The organism is Streptomyces sp. NPDC047706 (assembly GCF_043204795.1).
Taxonomy (GTDB): domain Bacteria; phylum Actinomycetota; class Actinomycetes; order Streptomycetales; family Streptomycetaceae; genus Streptomyces.
In genome coordinates, this window is the sequence record NZ_JBIDCW010000012.1 from 64,380 (window position 1) to 86,189 (window position 21,810).

Consider the following 21,810-nt stretch of genomic DNA (forward strand, 5'->3'; position numbering starts at 1 on the left):
GTGGCGTGCATGGATCCCGCCGTACGCCCGGAGGGGTGAGGCGGCCGGCGGCTACTCGTCCGCCAGCTCCGCCACGCCCGTGATGCGGTGCAGCGGGTAGGTGCGGACCTCGTCGGCGGTGTGGTCGTACGCCGTCACGAAGCCGCCCTCCACCCGCACCGGCGCGATCACCCGCTGACTGGCGGCGCCCTCGGCGTTGACGTACCCGATCCACAGGGCCTGGCCGGTCAGGACGGCGGCCTGCATGGTGGCGAGGGTCTCGGCGGACCCGGTGCGTGGCAGGCCGCCGCCCGCGGCGGTGGGCGCCGGGGCCTTCCGTGGCGTCGTCGAGGCCAGGTCGCCCGCCCGGATCGCGCGGACGGCGGCCGCCAGGAGCGTGGCGTCGGGCGTGGGCGGGCCCTCCGGCACCGGCTCGGGCGGGGTGCGCGGCGTGGTGCGGCGGGCGTGCGCGCGTGTGATCAGCACGTCGCCCTCGGCGGATTCGGCGGCGGGCGCGAAGCCCATCGCGCGCAGCCCCTCCAGCAGGGCGGCCGGTTCGGCCTGCGCGGCCAGCACGGTCGGCGCGAGGCGGCGCAGCCGCAGTCCGGCGGACCGCCTGTCGGCGAGGATCTCGCCCAGCATCGCGTCGTCGTCGCAGCGCACGTACGCCGAGGCGGCGCCCACGCGCAGGTGCCCGTGTCTGCGGGCCACGTCGTCGATGAGGTACGCCAGGGGCTGCGGGACCGGGGTGCGGGAGTGCTCCTTGAGGAAGGCGTGCAGGTCGGAGGCGGCCCGGCCGGCGTCCAGGGCGCGGCGTACGGAGGCGGGTGTGAAGCGGTAGACGGTCGCGCCGCCCTTGGACTCCACGTCGGCGAGCACGTCCAGGGTGTCGGCGAGGTGCCGCTGCAACGGGCCGGGCGCCACCGCCGTCAGATCGGCCTGGAGCAGGACGTGGTCGAGCGGTTCGGGCAGCAGCGGCGCGAGCAGCCGCGCGGCCGTCGCGGCGGCGACGGACCGTCCGGCGGGGGTGAGCGGTTCGAGGGGAGGGGCGGGGCGGTGGTGGACGGGGAGTTTGTCGCCGGGGCCCTCGGGCTCGTCGTCGGGCGCGTGCGCAGGGGCGTGGGCACCCACCAGTGCACGCCCCTGCGCCGAGAGCGCCCCCCGGCCGGTCACCCCGAGCAGCTCGGCCTCGGAGAGCGCCCACCGGGCGAGCCGCACCCGCAGGTCGGCGTCGGGGCCGGTGTCCCGCGAGCCGTCCCGCTGCGGGTCCCGGCGCAGCGGCCGCTCCCACCGCAGCCGCGCCAGCACCGACTCGCCCGTCGGCGCCGCACCTTCCGGCAACTCCGCCAGCAGGCCCAGCACCCGGTGCCGTACCTCCGGGGCCGCCGACCGGTCGAGCCCCGGGCCCAGGGCGGCCAGCGCGCGGTCCTTGGCGTCCCGGCCGCCCACCAGCCCGGCCGTCCGGGTCGCCGTCAGCCAGGTCTGCGCGAGCCGGGCCCAGCGCTCGGCGGCGGGCTGCTCCAGCCACTCGTCGTAGGCCGGGGTCGCCGCGTACCGCTCGTCGGCCTCGCCGTCGGAGGCGATCAGGCCCGCCGCGTAGGCGAGCTCGACCCAGAACGCGGCGACGGGTTCGGACACGTCGAGCGCGACGGCCGTCCGCTTCAGGTCGCGGACGCTGAGCCCGCCCGCCCGCAGCACCGCCGGACCGCCCTCGTCCCAGTCCTTCAGCAGCTCCTCGACGGTCGCCAGCGTGGTGTACGCCTGTCCGGCCGCCGTGGTGTCCACAACCTGTGGACGATGCGTGGCCGCCACCTCCACGGGCGGCGCCACCGGCTCCGGCGCGCGGTGCGCCCGGCCGCCCCGCAGGTGCAGGGCGGCCTCGCGGGGAAGTACGACCGTGCCGGGCGCCGTCGGCAGCAGCAGCCCGCGGTCCAGCAGCCAGCGCAGCCGGGGCGCCGGATCGGCGGTGACCTGGCCGTACGGCGGCCCCCACACGAGCCGCTCCAGCACCTCCACCGAGTCGGCCGGAGCCTCGTCGAGCAGCGCGGACATACGGGTGCGATCGCCGAACAGGGCGGCGAGCGCGGCCGTCGCGGAGACGGAGTCGTGCGTGGAGGACAGTCCGGCGGCCGTGACCAGCTCCTGGATCCGGCCGGGCGACATCCCCGCCGTCGCCTCCTGCACGGTCGGGCCCAGCCCGGTCGGGGACGGGTGCTGCGGCGTCGGCGCGAGCAGCTCCCGTGCGGTGCGCACCAGGCGCAGCCGGTCGTCGGGACCCCACACGAGGGCCTGCTCGCGCAGGGTGCCGAGGGCGCGCGGCAGGGCGGCGGTGACGAGGGGGTCGCCGTCGTCACCGGCCATGAGCCCGAGCAGTTCCCCGTACGTCGCCGGGTCGGCCGCCACGGCCAGCGCCTCGGCCGTCTGGAGGGCGAAGCGGTCCAGCCGCTCCAGGGCGCGGACCACCGAGGCACGCGTGCCGGCACGGGTGGCGAGCTGCGTGAGGTCGGTGGGAACGGGCGTGACGAGATCGGGCCGGGCGCGCAGGAGCGCGGACAGCGAGTCGTCGTCCCGCGCGCGAAGCGCCTCCGCGAGGGAACGCGGGGCCGCCGGCTTCTCCTCGGTGCTCATCCGGTCCACGGTAGCGGGTCGGCGGTGCGCCGGGGCCGGCCTGACCGGGCGTCGGGTGCGCCGCCCTGCGCTAACGTCGTGCGACACGGCGAAACCGGCACACCCGCCCCGGAGGGGACAGCGTGGGGATCGAGAGCGACAAGGTCGTCTACGAGTATCTGAGCCGCGTCGGTGACGTGGCTCAGCAGCGTCAGCTGCCCTCCGCCACCCGTATGCGCCTGGTCTCCCAGCTGCGCGACGAGATCGGCCGGCGCCGCGCCAGGTCCGTCGTCGACAGCCCCGCCGCCGTCCGCCGCATCCTCTCCCGCATCGGCGATCCGGACGAGGTGGTCGCCGCCGCCGGCGACGGCGCGAGCGGCGGTGCGGTGCGGGCGCCGGGCGCCGCCGTGCCCGAACCGCGAAGGACGCCGGAGAGGGAGGCGCGGCCGGGGGCCAAGGGGCTGCGCCGGGTCGTGCCGCCGCCCCGGCCCGCCGGGCCGCGGTCGCCGCTGCCGCCCGCCGACGCGCCCGCTCCGCCGCACCGCGCGGGCGAGCACGAACTGGGCGACGACGCCACCCGGCCCGACTGGTGGCGGGTGGACAGCAGCCCCTTCGGGGTGGGCGACAGCGTGCCCGGGTTCGTCGGTGGCGTGGAGATCCCCGAGCTGCTCAGGCCGCCGGAGCAGGAGAAAGGGGCCGAGCCCGCGCCGGCCGCGTCACGGCCCCCGGACGCCGACCTGGACGCGGAGTCCGGTGCCGGCCGGGCCCCGGCGCGTCGCCGGTTCCTGCCGTCCCCCGGGAAGTGGAACAACCCCCTCCTGCTGCTCGCGGCCGCCCTGCTGGCCGCCGGTGCCGTACTCGGCAACCTGCTCCCGCTCGCCGCCGGCTGGCTCATCGCGTACGCCTCCCGCCGGCTGACCAGCTGGGAGACGAAGTGGGCGGTGATGATCCTGCCCGGCGCCGCGGTGGCCGTCGGTTTCGGCTGGCTGTGGGGCAGACTCGACGGCCGCTGGGGCGCCCCGATCGCCGACGGGCAGATGAACGACGCCCTGTCCGGGACCTGGCCCTGGGTGCTGCGGGGGGCGGCGGTGGCGTCGGCGCTGTTCCTGGTGTGGCGCTCACAGAGGAAGGGGTGAGCGGGGGCGCGGTGTCCGTGGGGGTGGGGGTGCCGTGGCGGCTGGTCGCGCGGTTCCCCGCGCCCCTGGGGGCGTGCGTGGTGTGGGTCGTGGTGTGGTGCGGGTTCGTGGTGGCTGGTCGCGCGGTTCCCCGCGCCCCTGGGGGTGACGGTTCGGGGGGCTCCCTCGCACCCCGTTCGCCTGGCCGTGTCCTCGGTCGGCACAATGGCGGGCATGACCTCGCGCCCGCTCACCGTCGGCTTCGATCTCGACATGACGCTCATCGACTCCCGCCCCGGCATCCACGCCTGCTACACGGCGCTGGCCGAGCGGACGGGGACGTACATCGACGCCGATCTCGCGATCACCCGGCTGGGGCCGCCGCTGGAGCAGGAGCTGCGGCACTGGTTCCCGGCGCAGAAGATCGCCGCGATCGCCGACGTCTACCGGTCGATGTACCCGGACATCGCGATCGCCGCGACCCCTGCCATGCCCGGCGCGCACGAGGCGATGGCGGCGGTCCGGGCCGCCGGCGGGCGCACGGTCGTGGTCACCGCCAAGTTCGAGCCCAACGCCAAGCTGCACCTCGCCCACCTCGGCATCGAGCCCGACGCGGTCGTCGGCGACCTGTGGGCGGAAGCGAAGGCGGCGGCGCTGCGTGAGCACGGCGCGGGCGTCTACGTCGGCGACCACACCGGCGACGTCCGTGGTGCCCGCGCGGCCGACGCGCTGTCGGTGACGGTGGCGACCGGCCCCTGCGACGCCGAGGAGCTGCGGCTGGCGGGCGCCGACGCCGTACTCACCGGCCTGGGCGAGTTCCCGGAATGGCTTTCGGCCTATCTCGACGCGCCGCGCGCCTGACGCCGGCCCGCCGCGATCGCCCGGAGCGTCCCCGCCCCGGCGATGAGGAAGCCGGCGCCCATGAGCATGCTCAATCCGAACATGTACGTCGGAAAAGGCGTCGTACCGAGGAACAGCGGAGCCACCGTGACCACAGTGGCCACGGCTCCGACGAGGAAGACGACGGCACCGGCACGGATCAGTCGGTCACCGGGCCCGGCGGAATTCGGTTGGGTTTTGTCACGCACCCGACCAGGGTAGTTCCCAGCGCGAAGGAACAACCGGGCGACGTCTTGTCACCGGCCTGAAGACCATTAGCCTTGGTACCGGCGGGTCACGGACGACCCGCCCAAGTGCTATCAAGAGCCGTTTCAGAAGCAGTTTTCCGACGAGTACGAGGACGAGGACAGACGTGCCTACCGGCAAGGTCAAGTGGTTCAACAGCGAGAAGGGCTTCGGCTTTCTCTCCCGTGACGACGGCGGTGACGTCTTCGTCCATTCCTCGGTTCTCCCCGCCGGAGTCGAGACCCTCAAGCCGGGTCAGCGCGTGGAGTTCGGGGTCGTCGCCGGTCAGCGCGGCGACCAGGCGCTCTCGGTCACGATCCTGGACCCGACCCCGTCGCTCGCCGCCGCCCAGCGCAAGAAGCCGGACGAACTGGCCTCCATCGTCCAGGACCTGACCACGCTCCTGGAGAACATCACGCCGATGCTCGAAAAGGGCCGTTACCCCGACAAGGCCTCCGGCAAGCAGATCGCCGGTCTGCTCCGCGCGGTCGCCGATCAGCTCGACGTGTAAACCCGCTCTACGGGAAGTCCAGCGCATCCGGGCCGAGGGGCGGCACCAGCCCCTCGGCCGCCGCACGTGTGAGCAGACCGCGTACGGCCGCATAGCCGTCCTCGCCGAGACCGGCGGTGAACTCGTTGACGTAGAGCCCGATGTGCTGGTCCGCGACGGCGGGGTCCATCTCCTGGGCGTGCGCCATGACGTACGGGCGTGACGCCCCGGGATCCTCCCAGGCCATGTGCACGGACGTGCGGACGGCCTCGGCGAGCCGGGTCAGCGTCCGGGCCCCCAGTGACCGCCTGGCGATGATCGCGCCCAGCGGGATCGGCAGTCCGGTGGTGTCCTCCCAGTGCTCGCCCATGTCGGCGAGCTTGTGCAGGCCGTAGTTCCGGTAGGTGAAACGCGCCTCGTGGATGACCAGGCCCGCGTCGGCCTTCCCGTCCCGCACCGCCGGCATGATCTCGTGGAACGGCATGACGACGATCTCGCCGACCCCGCCGGGCAGCGTGTCGGCGGCCCACAGCCGGAACAGCAGGTACGCCGTCGACGTCTCGCTCGGCACCGCGACCGTACGGCCGGCCAGGTCGGTGCCCGGCTCCCGGGTCAGCACCAGCGGGCCGCAGCCCCGGCCCAGCGCGCCGCCGCACGGAAGCAGGGTGTAGGTGCGAAGGACGTACGGCAGCACGGCGTACGACACCTTCAGCACGTCCAACTCGCCGCGCTCGGCCATGCCGTTGGTGACGTCGATGTCCGCGAAGGTCACGTCGAGGCCGGGCGCGCCGGGGACGCGGCCGTGGGCGAGGGCGTCGAAGACGAAGGTGTCGTTGGGGCAGGGCGAGTACGCGATGTGCAGTCGGCTCATGCCGGTTTCCAACTCTCCAGTACGGGGGCCAGCTTCCCGAAGGCGTCCGTGAGTGCGGCGAGCGCCTCGCCGATCCGCCAGGCGGCGCGGTCACGCGGGCCCACCGGGTTGGAGATCGCGCGCAGCTCCAGGACGGGCGTGCCGTGCGCGGCGGCGGCCTCGGCGACGCCGAAGCCTTCCATGGCCTCGGCGAGGGCACGGGGGTGGCTCTCGCGCAGGGCGGCGGCGCGGGCGGCGGTGCCGGTCACGGTGGAGACGGTGAGGACCGTGCCGGGGCGGGCTCCGGTGGCGGTCGCGGCGTCCCGTACGAGTGCTTGTGGCGGACGGTGGGTGACGGTGCCGAAGCCCAGTTCGGTGACCGGAAGGAAGCCCTCGGCGGTCTCGGCGCCGAGGTCGGCGGCGGTGATCTCGTCGGCGACGACGAGCGAGCCGACGGGCGCCTCGGGGGCGAAGCCGCCCGCGATGCCGGCGCAGACGACCAGCGTGTAGGGCCTGCCGTGCAGGGCCGCGGCGGTGAGGGCGGTCGCGGCGCGGGCGGCGGCCGGAGCCGGGCCCACACCGGCGGCCAGCAGGTCGGGGCCGGCCGGAAGGCGGTGCAGGACGGCCCCGACCTGCTGGCCGCCGGGGAGCGGGACCTCGGTGGCGGCACCCGGGAACGCCCGTGCCACCGCGTCCCGTTCGGCGGGGACGGCGGTGGCCACGAGGATCCTTGCGGTGGACGTGGTCAGGCGTCCTTCTTCAGCTTGAAGGACCACAGGCCGGTGACGTCCTGCTCGCCCTCCTTGATGGAGACCAGCGTGGAGTTGCCCTGGGCGCCGTACTGGGCGTTGAAGAACACGCTGCCCGGGATGGTCCGGTAGGTCTTGGTGCTGGCGTCGGTGAGCGGCTGGCCGTTCATCAGGATCGTCCAGCCCTCCTCCGCGATCTCCGGGTCCACACCGAAGCGGACGGTTTCGTCGGGATCGACCGAGATGGTCTTGATGCCGGAGTCCTTCAGGCACCCGGCCAGCTCCGTCGTCTTCAGGGTGGCACCGTCGTCGTAGCAGGTCGCCTCGGAGCTGACCGAATTGGAGCCGACGGTGATCGTCGACATCGGCGACGGCTTGTCGCAGGCCGACAGGACGAGCAGTCCGGCGGAAACGGCGCCGGCGGCGGCGACGGCGCGGCGGCGTCGCACAGCGGATTGCATGGTCATGGTCGAAGGCTATCGGGCACGTCCAGCCCCTTCCCCATGCGGGGTACGGGGCGTGCCGGTGGTTAGGCCACTCGCGGGCGGGCGCGGCCGCCCTGGCGGGCGGAGCCGAGCAGGCCGCGGACGGTGGTCAGCCAGCCGGCGGCCAGTACGGCGGCGGCCACCGCCATGCCCAGGGTGCCGTTCAGCGGCAGGGCGATGCCGATCGCGCCACCGAGCACCCAGGCCATCTGGAGCAACGTCTCCGAGCGCGCGAACGCCGAGGTGCGCACCAGCTCCGGCACGTCCCGCTGGATCAGCGCGTCCAGCGACAGCTTGGCCAGCGCCTGCGCGAATCCGGCGACCGCCGCCAGGCCGGCCACCAGGAACGCGCTGAAGAACAGTGCCGCCGTGACCGCGACCGCCAGCTCGATCGCGACGACGGTCACGATGATCACCTCCGGCGCCCGCGACTTCAGCCACGCCCCGACCGCCGTTCCCAGCGCGTTTCCCACCCCGGCGGCGACGGCCACCATCCCCAGCGAGACCGCCGCGCTCTGCCCGGCCAGCGGATGCTCACGGAGCAGGAACGCCAGGAAGAAGATCAGGAACCCGGCCAGGCAGCGGATCGCCGCGTTGACCGCCAGGGCGTGCGTGACAGCGATGCCGACCGTGCGCAGCCCCGGGCGCTTGAGCGGCTTGCGGTGCGGGCCGTGCAGATGCGCCTCGTCCGCCGCGAGCAGCGCCGTGTCCTCGCCCTTGGCCGAGTCGACCTTGTGCGGCAGCGTGAAGGAGAGAACCGTGCCGGCGACGAAGATCACGAAGGCGCCGTACAGCGGCCAGCGTGGGCCGAGCGCCTGGAGTCCGGCGCCGACGGGCGCGGCCAGCCCGGTGGCGAGCAGGCCGCCGAGGGTGACCCGGGAGTTGGCCTTCACCAGGGAGAAGCGTGGTGGCAGCAGCCGGGGCACGACCGCGCTTCTGACCACGCCGTACGCCTTGGACGCGACCAGCACGCCGAGTGCCGCCGGGTACAGCTCGATACCGCCGTTGATCACCGCGCCGGACAGCACGAGCGCGAGCAGCGCCCGGGCCAGCATCGCGCCGGCCATCGCCGCGCGCCGGCCGTGCGGCACCCGGTCGAGCAGGGGGCCGATCACGGGGGCGAGAAGGGTGAACGGCGCCATCGTGATCGCGAGGTACAGGGCGACGCGGCCGCGCGCCTCGTCGGTGGGGACGGAGAAGAAGACGGTGGAGGCGAGGGCGATGGTGATCATGACGTCGCCCGCGCCGTTCACGGCGTGCAGTTCGATCAGTTTGCCGAGGCCCGACTCGCCGGCGCCGTGCGCGTGCGTGGCCTTGCGGATACCGCGGGCGGTGCCGGTCACCGGGAAGTGCAGGGCACGGCTGAACGAGCGGAGCCGGCCGCCCGTACGGCCCGCTCCGCCGCTTCGGTTGTTCCCCTTGACGCCGCCGGTCCCGGTGGCGCCCTGGGGCGACCTTGCGGTTGCCACGACGTTCATAGTGCCCTGAGATGGGCGTCAGTAGTGCGGTTCCGGCGCGTATGGACGCGCACTTAGTGGCGATCATGTCCCGTCGGTGTAGGCCCAGCGGCGGCGAAGGGGTAGCGTGCGTAGCGCGCCGTGGCGAACGTTCTCGGCCGCGCGCCTCTCGGCCATCCCGCAGAATGGATGACACAGGTGCGCCCGAGCGCGACAGGGCGCGGACGTCGACGCGGTCCCCAGGTCCGCTCCGTCCGCTCCGTCGCCTTCAGGCTGGCGCACCGAGAGACGGCGTAGGAGAGAAGCGATACCTGTGAGCGCAGCGACCACGCGAAGCCGCACCCCCGACCGCCTGTGCGCCGAGGCCGTCGACCTAGCACGTGCCGCGGCCGAGGAGGCCGCCGCGCCCGGGGTCGTCGGGGAACACGCCGAGGTGGTCTCCGAGGGCGACCGCGTCGTCACGCACTTCTTCGAGTGCAAGGAGCTGGGGTACCGCGGCTGGCGGTGGGCCGTGACCGTGGCGCGGGCGTCGCGCGCGAAGGTCGTGACGCTCGACGAGGTCGTGCTGCTGCCCGGCCCGGACGCGTTGCTGGCGCCGGAGTGGGTGCCGTGGAGCGAGCGGCTGCGGCCCGGGGACATGGGGCCCGGCGATCTGCTGCCCACGGACGCCGAGGATCTGCGGCTGGAGCCGGGCTGGATCGGCGAGGAGACGCCGCTGCCGAGTTCCGCGGTCTCCGAGGACATGGCGGAACTGGTCGAGGCCGAGGACGCGGAGGTCACCGCGGGACCGCCGGCCAGCCTGCCGGCGGTGCCGACCCGGGGCTCCATCGCGGCCGTCGCGGAGGAACTGGGCATGCGGCGCGCCCGGGTGCTGTCGCGGTACGGCCTGCATGTGGCGGCCGACCGCTGGGAGGAGTCGTTCGGGCCGAAGACCCCCATGGCGCAGGCGGCCCCCGCGGCGTGCGTGACGTGTGGCTTCCTGGCGCCGATCGGGGGGTCGCTGGGGCAGGCCTTCGGGGTCTGCGCGAACGAGTTCTCGCCGGCCGACGGGCGGGTGGTGTCGCTGGCGTACGGGTGCGGGGGGCACTCCGAGGCGGCGGTCATGCCGAAGCCGCCGCAGCCGGCTCCGCCGGTGATCGACGAGACGCGGGTGGATCCGTTCCCGCTGCGGCCGGCGCGGGATTCCGGCTCGGTATCGGACGTCTCCGACGAGGCCGCGGCGGAGCTGGGTCACTCGTAGCGCTCCACGACTTGGCCGCCCCGGCCCGCTCGCGCGACACGTCGGATCGTCGTGCGATGCCGATGTCCCGGGGGACGCTGGTCATCGCCTTCGGTACGGCCCCGATGTCCGGGGCCCCGGCGTGGGTGATGGCGGACAGCGTGGCCGGCGCGAGGTCCTCGCGGATCTCGGCCGGTTCGGTGATCACCGGCGTGTTGTGCGGTCCGGCCGCCAGCGGGCGCAGGGTGAGCAGCGGCCACTGGCGCGGCCCGAAGCGGCCAGGCGGCGTCCTGTCGCTCCGGGGCGATACCTTCTCCTCAGGGCGATGAGGAGAGTCAACGTGAGCAAGTTCGTGCGGCCGGCGGCCGAGGGTGCCGATCCGTTCGGGACCGCCCGGCTGCGGCGCGGCGTCCTGGACGCCTGGGCCACCAGTCCGGCCCGCTTCCGGGAGGACGCCAACGCCGAGGAGGACCTCGTCCTCGGCGGCTACCGGGACCGGCTCGTCGTCGAGCTGGCCCAGAACGCCGCCGACGCGGCCGCCCGCGCCGGCGTGCCGGGCCGGTTGCGTCTCACTCTCCGCGACGGCGTCCTCGTCGCCGCCAACACCGGCGCCCCCCTGGACGCGGCCGGCGTCGAGTCGCTGGCCACGCTGCGGGCCTCCGCCAAGCGGGACACGCCCTCGATCGGCCGGTTCGGCGTCGGCTTCGCGGCCGTCCTCGCCGTCACCGACGAGCCCGCCGTGGTCGGCCGGCACGGCGGTGTCCGCTGGTCCCTCGCCGAGGCCCGTGACCTCGCCGCCGAGACCGCCCGGCACAGCCCCGGCCTGGGCGACGAGATCCGGCGCCGGGACGGTCACGTACCCCTGCTGCGGCTGCCGTTCGCCGCCGAGGGCACCGCTCCCGACCCGTACGACACCGTCGTCATCCTCCCCCTGCGCGACACGGCCGCCGCCGGTCTCGCGGAGCGTCTGCTGCACGCCGTCGACGACTCCCTGCTGCTCTCCCTGCCGGGACTTGAGGAGGTCGTCGTCGAGACCGGCGCCGACGCTCCCCGCACGCTGCGCCGCCGGGCCGAGGGCGCCCTGACCGTCGTGGAGGACTCGCGCGACGGCGTCACCCGGTGGCGTACCACCACCGCGCACGGCCCGCTCACGCCCGAACTGCTCGCCGACCGGCCGGTCGAGGAGCGGCTGCGCCCGTACTGGTCGGTCACCTGGGCCGTGCCCGTGGACGGCGACGGCACTCCCGCCCGCCCGCGCACCAGCCTCGTCGTGCACGCCCCCACCCCGAGCGACGAGCCCCTCGGTGTGCCCGCGCTGCTCATCGCGTCGTTCCCGCTGGACACCACCCGCCGGCACGCCGCGCCCGGCCCGCTGACCGGCTTCCTTGTCGAGAAGGCCGCCGACGCGTACGCTGAACTGCTCGCCGGCTGGCGGCCGGTGACCGCCGGGATCATCGACCTCGTGCCCGGGCCGCTGGGCAAGGGCGAGCTGGACGGGGCACTGCGGCAGGCGATCCTGGAGCGGCTGCCGCGCACGTCCTTCCTGCCCCCGGCCCATACGGCTCCCGACGAGGACCTGCCCGAGTCGCTGCGGCCGCGTGACGCCGAGGTCGTCGAGGGGGCCGGCGCGGACACCGTGCGGGTGCTCGCCGAGGTGCTGCCCACGCTGCTGCCCGCCGGGCTGGAACGCCGGGTGGAGCTGCGGACGCTGGGCGTCGCCCGGGTGCGGCTGTCCGACGCCGTCGACCGGCTGGCCGGGCTGGAGAAGGAGCCCGGCTGGTGGCGGCGGCTGTACGACAGCCTGGCGGGCGTCGATCCCGACCGGCTCACCGGCCTGCCCGTGCCTCTGGCCGACGGCCGGACCACCATCGGGCCCCGGCAGGTGCTGCTGCCCACCGCCGACGCCGTGAGCGTCGAACCCGCGACCCTGATCCGGCTCGGCCTCAAGGTCGCCCACCTGGACGCCGCCCACCCGCTGCTGGAGAAGCTCGGTGCGCTGCCCGCGACGCCGCGCGCGGTCCTCACCACGCCGCAGGTGCGCGCCGCCGTGGCGGCCTCGCTCGACGACGAGGGCGCCCTGTCCTGGGAGGAGGACGCCCTGGACGCCGAGGAACTGGCGGACACGGTGCTCACCCTGGTCCGCGACGCCGGTCTCGAACCGGGGGACGAGCCGTGGCTCGGCGCCCTGGCCCTCCCCGACGAGGAGGGGGAGCCGGCGCCGGCCGGTGAGCTGGTCTTCCCCGGCGGCCCGTTCGCGCAGGTCATGCGGGAGGGCGAACTGGCCTTCGTGGATGCCGAGTTCGCCGGGCGTTTCGGTGAGCAGCCGCTGGCCGCGTGCGGGGTGCTGGTGGACTTCGCGCTCGTCCGGGCCACGGACGTCGTCCTCGACCCGGACGAACTGGAGCCCCGCGACGGGGAGTACGCCGAGCCGGACGACCCCGGTCTGCTGGACGCGGTGGACGTCTGGTGCGAGGACATCCTCGACCGGTTCCCCGACTCCCCGGTGCCGCCGGTCGCCACCGAACTGGTCGCGGTACGGGACCTGGACCTCGTCGACGACGACAAGTGGCCGCAGGCCCTGACGCTGCTCGCGCGGCCGCCGCTGCGGGACGCGCTCACCCAGCCGGTGCGGATCCTGCTGCCCGACGGCACCCATGAAGTCGTACGGCCGTACACGGCCTGGTGGCTGCGGGGGCACCCGGTGCTGGACGGCCGGCGCCCGGCCGGTCTGCTCGCCTCCGGCGGCGATCCGCTGCTGCGCGGCCTGTACGACGAGGCCGACGCGACCGGGTTCGACGACGAGCAGGTGCTGCGGGCGCTGGGCGTCCGCACCTCGGTGGCGGCCCTCCTGGACGAACCGGGCGGCGGCGCCGAGCTGCTGGACCGGCTCGCCGACCCCGAGCGGCCGGTCACCGGCGCCCAACTGCACGCCCTCTACGGCGCGCTGGCCGAGCTGGACCCGGAGCAGGTGACCCTGCCGGACGAGCTGCGGGCCGTCGTGGACGGGCGGGTCGAGGTCGTGGACGCGGCCGGCGCGGTGGTCGTCGACTCGCCCGACCTGCTGCCGTTCACGGCGGGCGTGCCGCTGCTGCCGGTCCCGCCGGCGCGGGCGGCGGAGCTGGCGGAGCTGTTCCAGGTGCGGCGGCTGAGCGAGTCCGTCACGGGTGAGGCCGACTCGCAGGGCACGGAGCACGACGTACCCGAGTCGGTGCGGGTCCTGCTGGGGACGCGCACGCCGGACTCGTACGTCGAGCACGAGGAACTGGTCGTCGACGGCGTGGAGATCGACTGGCGGGTCACGGACGACGGGGTGCTGCACGCCGCGACCCTGGAGGGTGTCGCGGCCGGGCTCGCCTGGGCGGCCGGGCAGTGGCCACGGCGGTTCGAGGTGGCGGCCCTGCTGGAGGATCCGTCGCGGACGGAGGAGCTGGCGCGGGATCGCTGGTTCGACTGAGTCGCCGTGGGCGGACCGGTGGTGCGCGGCCGCCGCGCCTTCTCCTCACCGGGAGTACAACCTTTCACCACAGGCGTGGGTCAGATCGCGTGAGTCAACAGACTCCACGATCACTTGGGCCTCGCCGCGCTCACGCGCCGCAGGGAACGAAGGGCAGCGAGGCCCCTCTCCTCCATGGGGAACACATGCGTATACGAGCCACCGTGGCCGCCGTCACCGGCGCCCTGGCCCTGTCCGCCCTCGCCGCGCCGGTCGCGCAGGCCGATTCGCACGGTGTCGAGCTGGACCGTCCGGGCGTGGCCGAGCGTTTCGGCACCTCCTCCGCCAAGCCGTCACTCCGTACCGGCGCGACGGCAGCGCCCACCATCACCGCGGTGACGGTGAACTCCAACACCAACGTGGTCGTCGGCACCGGCGCCAAGACGATCAAGGTGTACGTGAAGGCCAGCCACCCGAGCGGCATCTCGGACGCCTACATCGACCTGTGGCACGGCAGCGACCCCGAGTACGACATCGACGGCTGGCTCCCGCCGAACGAGCAGGCCGCCTCCTGCACGGCCAGCAGTGCCACGACGTCGACCTGCATGCTCACCATCACCGCCACGCCCGGTGCGAACGGCGACGGGGTGGGCGACCTCTACGCCAACATCCTCGCCGGCACCTGGAACGTCGCCGTCGGCGTCCTGGCCAACGACGACGAGATCTTCTACACGGACTTCTACAAGACCCACAAGGTCCAGCGCGCCTCCGTGCTCACGGTCAACGCCACGCCGGAGCCGGTGAAGAAGGGCGGCACCCTGACCATCACCGGCAAGCTGACCCGTGCCGACTGGGGGACCCGTAAGTACGTCGGCTTCAGCGGCCAGAAGGTGGCCCTGCAGTTCCGCAAGTCCGGCCCCACCTCGTACGCGAACGTGAAGGGCATCACCGCCGCCACCGGCGGTGCGCTGAAGACCACCTACAAGGCGTCCTACGACGGCTACTGGCGCTTCAACTACTCGGGCATCGCGAGCACCGCGGCGGTCGGCGTCGCGGGTGACTACGTCGACGTGAAGTAGGCGACGGCTCGCCCGGGTGGACCGGCACTCCACGAAATCCGCCAACTTCCCCCACCCGGGCAACCGTTCCCCGCACTCGCCCATCTGGTCAGGAGAGCCAACAGGCTCCGAGATCACTCGCGACCATCTGGGGAACGCATGCGCATACGTGCCACTGTCGCCGCCGTCACCGGCGCCCTGGCCCTCTCCGCCCTCGCCGTACCGGCCACGCACGCCGCCGGCGGCGACGGCTTCGACCACCGCGAGTCGTTCGCGAAGATCAGCCGGGCCGCGCACAAGGGCGACCGGGCCCCCGGTCAGCCGTACGACATGGACGTCACGTTCTCGGACTTCAAGATCGCCAAGGCGGTCAAGCTCGGCTCGGGGACGCACTACTCCACCACGGTCACCTACAGGATGACCCACGCCGCGGGCATCAACGTCAGAGCCGGGGACTTCCTGACGAACCCGGTCCTCTACCGCGGTGAGCTCGACGCCCCGACCAGCGCGCCCCTCGTCGGCGTCAAGCCGGCCACCTGCGCGGTGAACACGGCCACCACGGCCACCTGCACCGGCAAGATCGACTTCTACCCGCGCGAGGACCTGCTCAACTCCGACGCCGGTACCTGGAAGGCGGGCGCCGGCGCCCTCGCGCTCAACGGTCAGGACCCGGAGGGCCTGGACTTCGACATCACCAAGGTCGGCTACGCCGAGAAGGGCGACCTCGGCACCACGCTCATCCAGCGCGCCTCCACCCTCTCGGTCGACGCCTCGCCGGAGCCGGTGAAGAAGGGCAGGACCCTCACCATCACCGGCAAGCTCTCCATCGCCAACTGGGAGACCGGCAAGTACGTCGGGTACGTGAACCAGTCGGTCGCCCTTCAGTACCGCAAGAAGGACGTCCTGGCGTACTCCAACGTCAAGGGCATCAAGACCAACAGCAAGGGCGAGCTGAGGACCACGGTGAAGGCGTCGGCGGACGGCTACTACCGCTTCACGTTCAAGGGCAAGACGACGGTCCCGGCGGTCAACGCGACCGGCGACTACGTCGACGTCCAGTAGTCACGCGGGGAAGCGGCGGTCGACCCACCTCCAGAGGAACTCCAGGGCGACCGCCGCGCCCGCGGCCGTCCCCACCGCGATCCACGGCACCGTCATCCCCACCAGCCGCAGGGCGAAGAAGTCCTGGAGCCAGGGCACCACCAGCACCACCACGAACAGCGCGCCCATCGCCGCCAACAGCGCCAGCCGCCACCAGGTGTACGGACGGGCGATGATCACGAGCACCCACATCGCGATCAGGAACAGCGTCAGCGTCGCGGCGCTCGTCTCCGCGGCCAGCGCACCGGGCCCCGTGTAGTGGTGACGGGCGATCAGATACGTTCCGAACGTCGCCACCGCGGCCAGCACCCCGCCCGGGATCGAGTACCGCATCACCCGCCGCACGAAATTCGGCTTCGCCCGTTCCTTGTTGGGCGCGAGGGCGAGGAAGAAGGCCGGGACGCCGATCGTCAGGGTGGACAGCAGCGTCAGATGACGGGGCAGGAACGGGTACTCGACCTGCCAGCACACCACCAGGATCGCCAGCAGCACCGAGTACACGGTCTTGACCAGGAAAAGGGTCGCCACGCGCGTGATGTTGCCGATGACGCGGCGGCCCTCGGCCACCACCGACGGCAGCGTGGCGAAGCTGTTGTTCAGCAGCACGATCTGCGCCACCGCACGTGTCGCCTCCGAACCCGAGCCCATCGCGACCCCGATGTCGGCGTCCTTCAGGGCGAGCACGTCGTTCACGCCGTCACCGGTCATCGCGACCGTGTGCCCGCGGGACTGGAGCGCCCCGACCATGTCCCGCTTCTGCTGCGGGGTGACCCGCCCGAACACCGTGCCCTCGTCCAGGGCCCCGGCCATCCGGTCGCGCTCGGCGGGCAGCCGGCGCGCGTCCACCGTCGTGCCGGTCAGGCCCAGCTTGCCGGCGACCGCCCCGACCGACACCGCGTTGTCGCCGGAGATGACCTTGGCGGCGACGTCCTGGTCGGCGAAGTAGCGCAGGGTGTCGGCGGCGTCGGGGCGCAGCCGCTGTTCGAGGACGACGAGCGCGGCGGGCTTGGCGTCGCGGGTGATCTCGGGGCTGTCCAGCTCGCCCGGGACACGGGCCAGCAGGAGCACCCGCAGGCCCTGTTCGTTCAGCCGGTCGGTTTCGGCGAGCGTCGGGTCGTCCTCGTGGAGCAGCACGTCGGGGGCGCCGAGGAGCCAGGTACTGGACTCCCCGTTGCCCTCGCTGAACGCCGCACCGCTGTATCTGCGGGCGGAGGAGAAGGGCAGCGCCTCGACGCAGCGCCAGTCCTCGCTGTCGGGGTAGGCGTCGATGATGGCCTGGAGGGAGGAGTTCGGGCGTGGGTCGGACTCGCCGAGGGCGCCGAGCACCTGCCGTACGTACGCCTCGTCGTTGCCGTCCAGCGTGCGCAGCTCGGTCACGTCCATGCCGCCCTCGGTGAGGGTGCCGGTCTTGTCCAGGCAGACGGTGTCGACGCGGGCGAGACCCTCGATCGCGGGCAGCTCCTGGACCAGGCACTGCTTGCGGCCGAGCCGGATCACGCCGATCGCGAAGGCGACGGAGGTGAGCAGCACCAGGCCCTCGGGGACCATCGGGACGATGCCGCCGACGGTGCGGGCGACGGAGTCCTTGAAGTCGGTCTCCTTCACCACCAGCTGGCTGATGATCAGGCCGATGGCGGTCGGCACCATCATCCACGTCACGTACTTGAGGATCGTGGAGATGCCCGAGCGCAGCTCGGAGTGGACCAGCGTGAACCGCGACGCCTCCTCGGCGAGCTGGGCGGCGTACGCCTCCCGCCCGACCTTGGTCGCCTGGAACGCCCCGGCCCCGGCGACCACGAAGCTGCCGGACATGACCTCGTCCCCCGGCCGTTTGACGACCGGGTCGGCCTCGCCGGTGAGCAGCGACTCGTCGATCTCCAGCCCGTCGGCCTCGACGCAGGTGCCGTCGACGACGACCTTGTCCCCGGGGCCGATCTCGATCAGGTCGTCCAGCACGATCTCCGCCGTGCCGACCTCGGCGGCGACCCCGTCCCGCCGCACGGTCGGCCGCACTTCACCGATCAGGGCCAGTGAGTCGAGCGTCTTCTTCGCCCGCCACTCCTGGAGGATGCCGATGCCGGTGTTGGCGAGGATGACGAAGCCGAACAGGGTGTCCTGGATGGGCGCGACGACCAGCATGATCGCCCAGAGCACGCCGATGATCGCGTTGAACCGGGTGAAGACGTTGGCGCGGACGATGTCCGCCATCGACCGGCTGCTGCGCACCGGCACGTCGTTGACCTGCCCTCGCGCGACCCGCTCGGCGACCTCGGCGGTGGTCAGTCCGCTCGTGTGGGAGGGCAGGCGCAAGGGGTGCACGGGGTCGAGACCGGCGCCCGCGTCGATGTGCGTCATGCATTCGACGGTACGTGCGGAACCACCGCTTCACCTGCCGAGTGCGCGGAAGGTCCGACCTGGGGAGGACACTGACGGTCCCGTGGTCGTACGGCGGTTGTACGACGCCCGGACGGCGGCCCCTAAGCGGCGGTGTCCGTGCGGCGCGCGGTGAACAGCAGGTACTCCCACTCCATGACGGTGGGTCCGCCGCCCGCCGCCCGGTCGTGCCGCCGGGCGAGGTCCACCAGGTCGCGGTCGAGGGCGGCGGTGCGCTCGGGGTCCGCGGCGTTGGCCCGGTAGACGGCGATCACGGGGCCGTAGCGCTCCTTGAAGTAGTCGCGGAAGGCCTCGGGTGTCCCGAAGCGGTCGATCACGACGGTCCGGCGCACGGCGGTCACGTCCGTCACCCGGTCCCCGAGAAGCGCGCGCACATGATCGGGGTCTCCCCACAGCGGGGCCGGCTGCGCGCCGGGCGGGGGCGGTGGCGCGTACGGCTTCAGCGCGGCCAGCATCCGTCCCAGGAAGCCCTCGGGTGTCCAGTTGAGCAGGCCGATGGTGCCGCCCGGCCGGCAGACCCGGACCATTTCGCCGGCGGCTGCCCGGTGATGCGGGGCGAACATGACGCCGACGCAGGACAGCACGGTGTCGAAGTCGGCGTCCGCGAAGGGCAGCGCCTCGGCGTCGGCCTCCCGCCACCGCAGGTCGACGCCGCTCCTGGCGGCCGTCCGGCGTCCGGTCTCCAGCAGTTCGGGTGTCAGATCGGCGGCTACCACGTCCGCACCGGCCAGCGCCGCCGGGATCGCGGCGTTGCCGGTCCCGGCGCCCACGTCCAGGACCCTGTCGCCCGCCTTCACCCCGCACGCCTCGACCAGCAGCGGTCCCAGCTCCGGAATCAGCTCGGCGGCGACGGAGGGGTAGTCGCCCGAGGCCCAGATCGCCCGGTGCTTGGCCTTCAGGGCCCGGTCCGCCGCGGCGGTGTCGGTCTGCTGCGCCATGACTGTGCTCCTCACCGTGCGGCCACGGCGCTACGCGTCGCGGCGACGTTCGGCCCACGCCTCTCAGCGTGGCACGAGGTGGACCGCGCGACGACCGCTGGCGGTGGGGGCTCAGTCCGCCCGGGAGTGGTCGGCCGCTGCCGTCTCGGGGGACTGGGCGCGCTTGATGGCGGCGTCGCGCCTGCGGACGTACCAGATGCCGAGCAGGCCCAGACCGCCGCCGGCCAGGCAGGTCCACAGCCACCAGGTGTGGCCGTGCTCGTCGAACCAGCCGTAGAAGGGCAACTGGACCAGGAAGAGGGCGAACCAGACGATCGTGCCGCCGATGACGGTGCCGACCACCGGGCCCTCCAGGGGCTCCGGCGCCTCGTGCTTGGGGGTCCACTTCGCCATGGGGACAGCTTACGAGGCCGCCGCGCGGGTCCGGGAGGCGCGTGGCCGGAGGGGTCGGCGGGGCGCCGCGCCCGTGCGGCGTGAGGGTCTACGCGCGGAGATGGCACATCGACCCTCATATGTTCATACTGAAACCGTTTGCCTTTGACCGGTTCTGCTCGTAGGAAAGTACAAATGCCCACCTCGGCCTCACCCAAGGCTCCCGCGCCCGAGCAGCCGGGCGGCGCGCCCGCGTACGGCGCCCTCGACCGCTACTTCAAGATCTCGGAACGCGGCAGCACGCTCGCCCGGGAGGTCCGGGGCGGTTTCGCCACCTTCTTCGCGATGGCCTACATCATCGTGCTGAACCCCATCATCCTGGGCAGCGCGAAGGACATGTACGGCAACCAGCTCGACAACGGTCAGCTGGTCACCGCGACGGCGCTGACCGCGGCGTTCACGACCCTGCTGATGGGCGTCATCGGCAACGTGCCGATCGCGCTGGCCGCCGGTCTGGGCGTGAACTCGGTCGTCGCGCTCCAGCTCGCCCCGCAGATGTCCTGGCCGGACGCCATGGGCATGGTGGTGCTGGCCGGTTTCGTGGTCATGCTGCTGGTCGCCACCGGTCTGCGTGAGCGTGTGATGAACGCCGTGCCCTACGGCCTGCGCAAGGCCATCGCCATCGGCATCGGCCTGTTCATCATGCTGATCGGTCTCGTCGACGCCGGTTTCGTCTCCCGTATTCCGGACGCCGCCCAGACCACCGTCCCGCTCCAGCTCGGCGCCACCGGGAACCTCAACGGCTGGCCGGTGCTGATCTTCGTGCTCGGTGCGCTGCTCACGCTGGCGCTGATCGTGCGCAAGGTGTCCGGCGCGATCCTCATCTCGATCGTGGCGATGACCGTGCTCGCCGTGATCATCAACGCGATCGCGGATGTCCCGTCCTGGGGGCTGACCACGCCCACGTGGCCCGGCAATCCCGTCGCCACCCCCGACTTCGGCCTGCTCGGCCAGGTCAGCGTGTTCGGCGGTTTCGCCAAGGTCGGGGTCCTGACCGGCATCCTGTTCGTCTTCACGGTGCTGCTGTCGTGCTTCTTCGACGCGATGGGCACGATCATGGGCGTCAGCGACGAGGCCAGGCTGACCGACGCCGAGGGGCAGATGCCCGGCATCAACAAGGTCCTGTTCGTCGACGGCATCGCCGTCGCCGCGGGCGGCGCCAGCTCGTCCTCGGCCACCACCTGCTTCGTGGAGTCCACCGCCGGCGTCGGCGAGGGCGCCCGCACCGGCTTCGCGAACATGGTCACGGGCGGTCTGTTCGCCCTGGCGCTCTTCCTGACGCCGATCGCCACCATGGTCCCGTCGCAGGCGGCCACGCCCGCGCTGGTCGCGGTCGGTTTCCTGATCATGGCCGGCTCGGTCCGGGAGATCGACTGGTCGGACTACACGATCGCCGTCCCGGCCTTCGTGACGATGCTGATGATGCCGTTCACCTACTCGATCACCAACGGCATCGGCATGGGCTTCATCACCTTCGTGGTGCTGCGCCTGGCCGCGGGCCGGGGCCGGGAGGTCCCGGCGGCGATGTACGCCGTGTCGACGGTCTTCGCCTTCTACTACCTGATGCCGGCGCTGGGTCTCACGTGACCCCGTAGAACCGCTCCGTCTCCTCGACGGCGGCCTGGAACCGCTCGTCGAAGTCATCGCGAACGAGCGTCCGGACGACATAGTCCTGGACGCTCATTCCGCGTGCGGCCGCCCGGTGCCGCAGGCGCTCGAGCAGGTCACCGTCTATTCGCAGGCTGAGCACACTGGTCCCCATGTGCACGAGGGTCGGGGGCGCCGCCGGGCGGCGGGTCACGTTCCGCGGCTGGATCACTCGTATGGGTGAAGGTAGGGTTTCGTGGCGTGTCTCACGGGCAGCCGGCGTGTCGCGGGTGTTCTTTAGCGAGGGTAATGAGTTAAGCTAAACACATGCCGGACCTTACCCATGGCGACGACGCTGCCGCCGTGAACTCCCTGCGATCGGCCGTGATGCGGCTGTCCCGTCGGCTCAAGCACCAACGGGTCGACGAGTCACTGAGCCCCACCGAGATGTCGGTGCTGGGCACCCTGGCCCGCTGCGGCACCGCCACCCCGGGCGAACTCGCCCGGAAGGAGCACGTGCAGCCGCCCTCGATGACCCGCATCGTCGCGCTGCTGGAGGCCAAGGGCCTGGTCCGGCTGGAGCCGCACCCCGAGGACCGGCGCCAGAAGGTCGTCACGCAGACGGAGCGGGCCGAGGCGATGCTCGAGGAGAGCCGTCGCAAGCGGAACGCGTTCCTGGCCTCACTGGTCGAGGACCTCGACGAGGACGAGTGGGCGAAACTGCGCGCCGCCGCCCCCGTGCTGGAGAAGCTCGCGCACCTGTAACCGCACCGCCGTAGGGAGGCGAACCC

The 21,810-nt window shown here is 73.1% G+C and carries 19 protein-coding genes; 9 read left to right on the plus strand and 10 right to left on the minus strand.

What is annotated here, in order from left to right:
- Positions 1 to 51: 51 nt before the first annotated feature.
- Positions 52 to 2,607 carry a helicase-associated domain-containing protein gene (locus ACGF8A_RS16545; RefSeq protein WP_393108645.1) on the minus strand — a complete coding sequence of 852 codons (2,556 nt, stop codon included), beginning with the start codon at positions 2,605 to 2,607 and terminating at the stop codon, positions 52 to 54.
- 122 nt (positions 2,608 to 2,729) lie between these two features.
- Between ACGF8A_RS16545 and ACGF8A_RS16550 the strand changes: the two genes are divergently transcribed.
- A complete protein-coding gene (locus ACGF8A_RS16550) occupies positions 2,730 to 3,722 on the plus strand; it encodes a hypothetical protein (protein ID WP_393108647.1) in 993 nt (330 codons plus the stop codon).
- A 204-nt stretch (positions 3,723 to 3,926) separates the two neighbouring features.
- Positions 3,927 to 4,562 carry an HAD family hydrolase gene (locus tag ACGF8A_RS16555; RefSeq protein ID WP_393108649.1) on the plus strand — a complete coding sequence of 212 codons (636 nt, stop codon included), beginning with the start codon at positions 3,927 to 3,929 and terminating at the stop codon, positions 4,560 to 4,562.
- Here the strand turns inward: ACGF8A_RS16555 and ACGF8A_RS16560 are convergent.
- Positions 4,538 to 4,789, minus strand: a complete 252-nt coding sequence (locus ACGF8A_RS16560; protein ID WP_393108651.1) for a hypothetical protein — start codon at positions 4,787 to 4,789, stop codon at positions 4,538 to 4,540. The two genes, ACGF8A_RS16555 and ACGF8A_RS16560, sit on opposite strands and share 25 nt — an antisense overlap.
- 164 nt (positions 4,790 to 4,953) lie before the next feature.
- On the opposite strand from ACGF8A_RS16560, the gene ACGF8A_RS16565 reads away from it, so the two are divergent.
- Entirely contained in the window at positions 4,954 to 5,337 is a 384-nt protein-coding gene (locus ACGF8A_RS16565) for a cold-shock protein (RefSeq protein ID WP_393108653.1), read from the plus strand.
- 7 nt (positions 5,338 to 5,344) lie between these two features.
- Here the strand turns inward: ACGF8A_RS16565 and ACGF8A_RS16570 are convergent, their stop codons facing one another.
- The 4 genes from ACGF8A_RS16570 to ACGF8A_RS16585 form a co-directional block, all read right to left on the minus strand.
- Entirely contained in the window at positions 5,345 to 6,187 is an 843-nt protein-coding gene (locus ACGF8A_RS16570) for a 1,4-dihydroxy-6-naphthoate synthase (protein ID WP_393108655.1), read from the minus strand.
- Positions 6,184 to 6,888: a futalosine hydrolase gene (locus ACGF8A_RS16575; RefSeq protein ID WP_393108657.1), complete on the minus strand. Its 705-nt coding sequence runs from the start codon at positions 6,886 to 6,888 to the stop codon at positions 6,184 to 6,186. The genes ACGF8A_RS16570 and ACGF8A_RS16575 overlap by 4 nt, the downstream gene beginning before the upstream one ends.
- A 23-nt stretch (positions 6,889 to 6,911) precedes the next feature.
- Entirely contained in the window at positions 6,912 to 7,382 is a 471-nt protein-coding gene (locus ACGF8A_RS16580; RefSeq protein ID WP_393108659.1) for a DUF2771 domain-containing protein, read from the minus strand.
- A gap of 62 nt (positions 7,383 to 7,444) precedes the next feature.
- Positions 7,445 to 8,869 carry an MFS transporter gene (locus ACGF8A_RS16585; protein WP_393108661.1) on the minus strand — a complete coding sequence of 475 codons (1,425 nt, stop codon included), beginning with the start codon at positions 8,867 to 8,869 and terminating at the stop codon, positions 7,445 to 7,447.
- A gap of 301 nt (positions 8,870 to 9,170) precedes the next feature.
- Between ACGF8A_RS16585 and ACGF8A_RS16590 the strand changes: the two genes are divergently transcribed.
- The 4 genes from ACGF8A_RS16590 (at position 9,171) to ACGF8A_RS16605 (ending at position 15,629) form a co-directional block, all read left to right on the plus strand.
- Positions 9,171 to 10,097 (plus strand): DUF3027 domain-containing protein, encoded by a 927-nt coding sequence (locus ACGF8A_RS16590; RefSeq protein WP_393108663.1) that lies wholly within the window; start codon positions 9,171 to 9,173, stop codon positions 10,095 to 10,097.
- A 319-nt stretch (positions 10,098 to 10,416) separates the two neighbouring features.
- Entirely contained in the window at positions 10,417 to 13,530 is a 3,114-nt protein-coding gene (locus tag ACGF8A_RS16595) for a sacsin N-terminal ATP-binding-like domain-containing protein (protein WP_393108665.1), read from the plus strand.
- 185 nt (positions 13,531 to 13,715) lie between these two features.
- Complete coding sequence (locus tag ACGF8A_RS16600) at positions 13,716 to 14,588, plus strand: calcium-binding protein (protein WP_393108667.1); 873 nt, start codon at positions 13,716 to 13,718, stop codon at positions 14,586 to 14,588.
- A 138-nt stretch (positions 14,589 to 14,726) separates the two neighbouring features.
- Positions 14,727 to 15,629 (plus strand): hypothetical protein, encoded by a 903-nt coding sequence (locus ACGF8A_RS16605; protein ID WP_393108669.1) that lies wholly within the window; start codon positions 14,727 to 14,729, stop codon positions 15,627 to 15,629.
- On the opposite strand, the gene ACGF8A_RS16610 is transcribed toward ACGF8A_RS16605, so the two are convergent.
- The 3 genes from ACGF8A_RS16610 to ACGF8A_RS16620 all read right to left on the minus strand — a co-directional run bounded on the left by ACGF8A_RS16610 (position 15,630) and on the right by ACGF8A_RS16620 (position 19,393).
- Positions 15,630 to 18,023 carry an HAD-IC family P-type ATPase gene (locus ACGF8A_RS16610; RefSeq protein WP_393108671.1) on the minus strand — a complete coding sequence of 798 codons (2,394 nt, stop codon included), beginning with the start codon at positions 18,021 to 18,023 and terminating at the stop codon, positions 15,630 to 15,632.
- Positions 18,024 to 18,145: 122 nt separating this feature from the next.
- Positions 18,146 to 19,000 carry a class I SAM-dependent methyltransferase gene (locus tag ACGF8A_RS16615; RefSeq protein ID WP_393108673.1) on the minus strand — a complete coding sequence of 285 codons (855 nt, stop codon included), beginning with the start codon at positions 18,998 to 19,000 and terminating at the stop codon, positions 18,146 to 18,148.
- A 111-nt stretch (positions 19,001 to 19,111) separates the two neighbouring features.
- Positions 19,112 to 19,393 (minus strand): DUF2530 domain-containing protein, encoded by a 282-nt coding sequence (locus tag ACGF8A_RS16620; RefSeq protein ID WP_393108675.1) that lies wholly within the window; start codon positions 19,391 to 19,393, stop codon positions 19,112 to 19,114.
- A gap of 174 nt (positions 19,394 to 19,567) precedes the next feature.
- Between ACGF8A_RS16620 and ACGF8A_RS16625 the strand changes: the two genes are divergently transcribed.
- Positions 19,568 to 21,019 (plus strand): NCS2 family permease, encoded by a 1,452-nt coding sequence (locus ACGF8A_RS16625; protein ID WP_393108676.1) that lies wholly within the window; start codon positions 19,568 to 19,570, stop codon positions 21,017 to 21,019.
- Here ACGF8A_RS16625 and ACGF8A_RS16630 read toward each other — a convergent pair.
- Positions 21,012 to 21,194, minus strand: a complete 183-nt coding sequence (locus ACGF8A_RS16630; protein WP_393108678.1) for a ribbon-helix-helix protein, CopG family — start codon at positions 21,192 to 21,194, stop codon at positions 21,012 to 21,014. The genes ACGF8A_RS16625 and ACGF8A_RS16630 overlap by 8 nt on opposite strands.
- A gap of 152 nt (positions 21,195 to 21,346) precedes the next feature.
- Here ACGF8A_RS16630 and ACGF8A_RS16635 point away from each other — a divergent pair, with 152 nt between their 5' ends.
- Complete coding sequence (locus ACGF8A_RS16635) at positions 21,347 to 21,784, plus strand: MarR family winged helix-turn-helix transcriptional regulator (protein ID WP_129803609.1); 438 nt, start codon at positions 21,347 to 21,349, stop codon at positions 21,782 to 21,784.
- Positions 21,785 to 21,810: the final 26 nt, after the last annotated feature.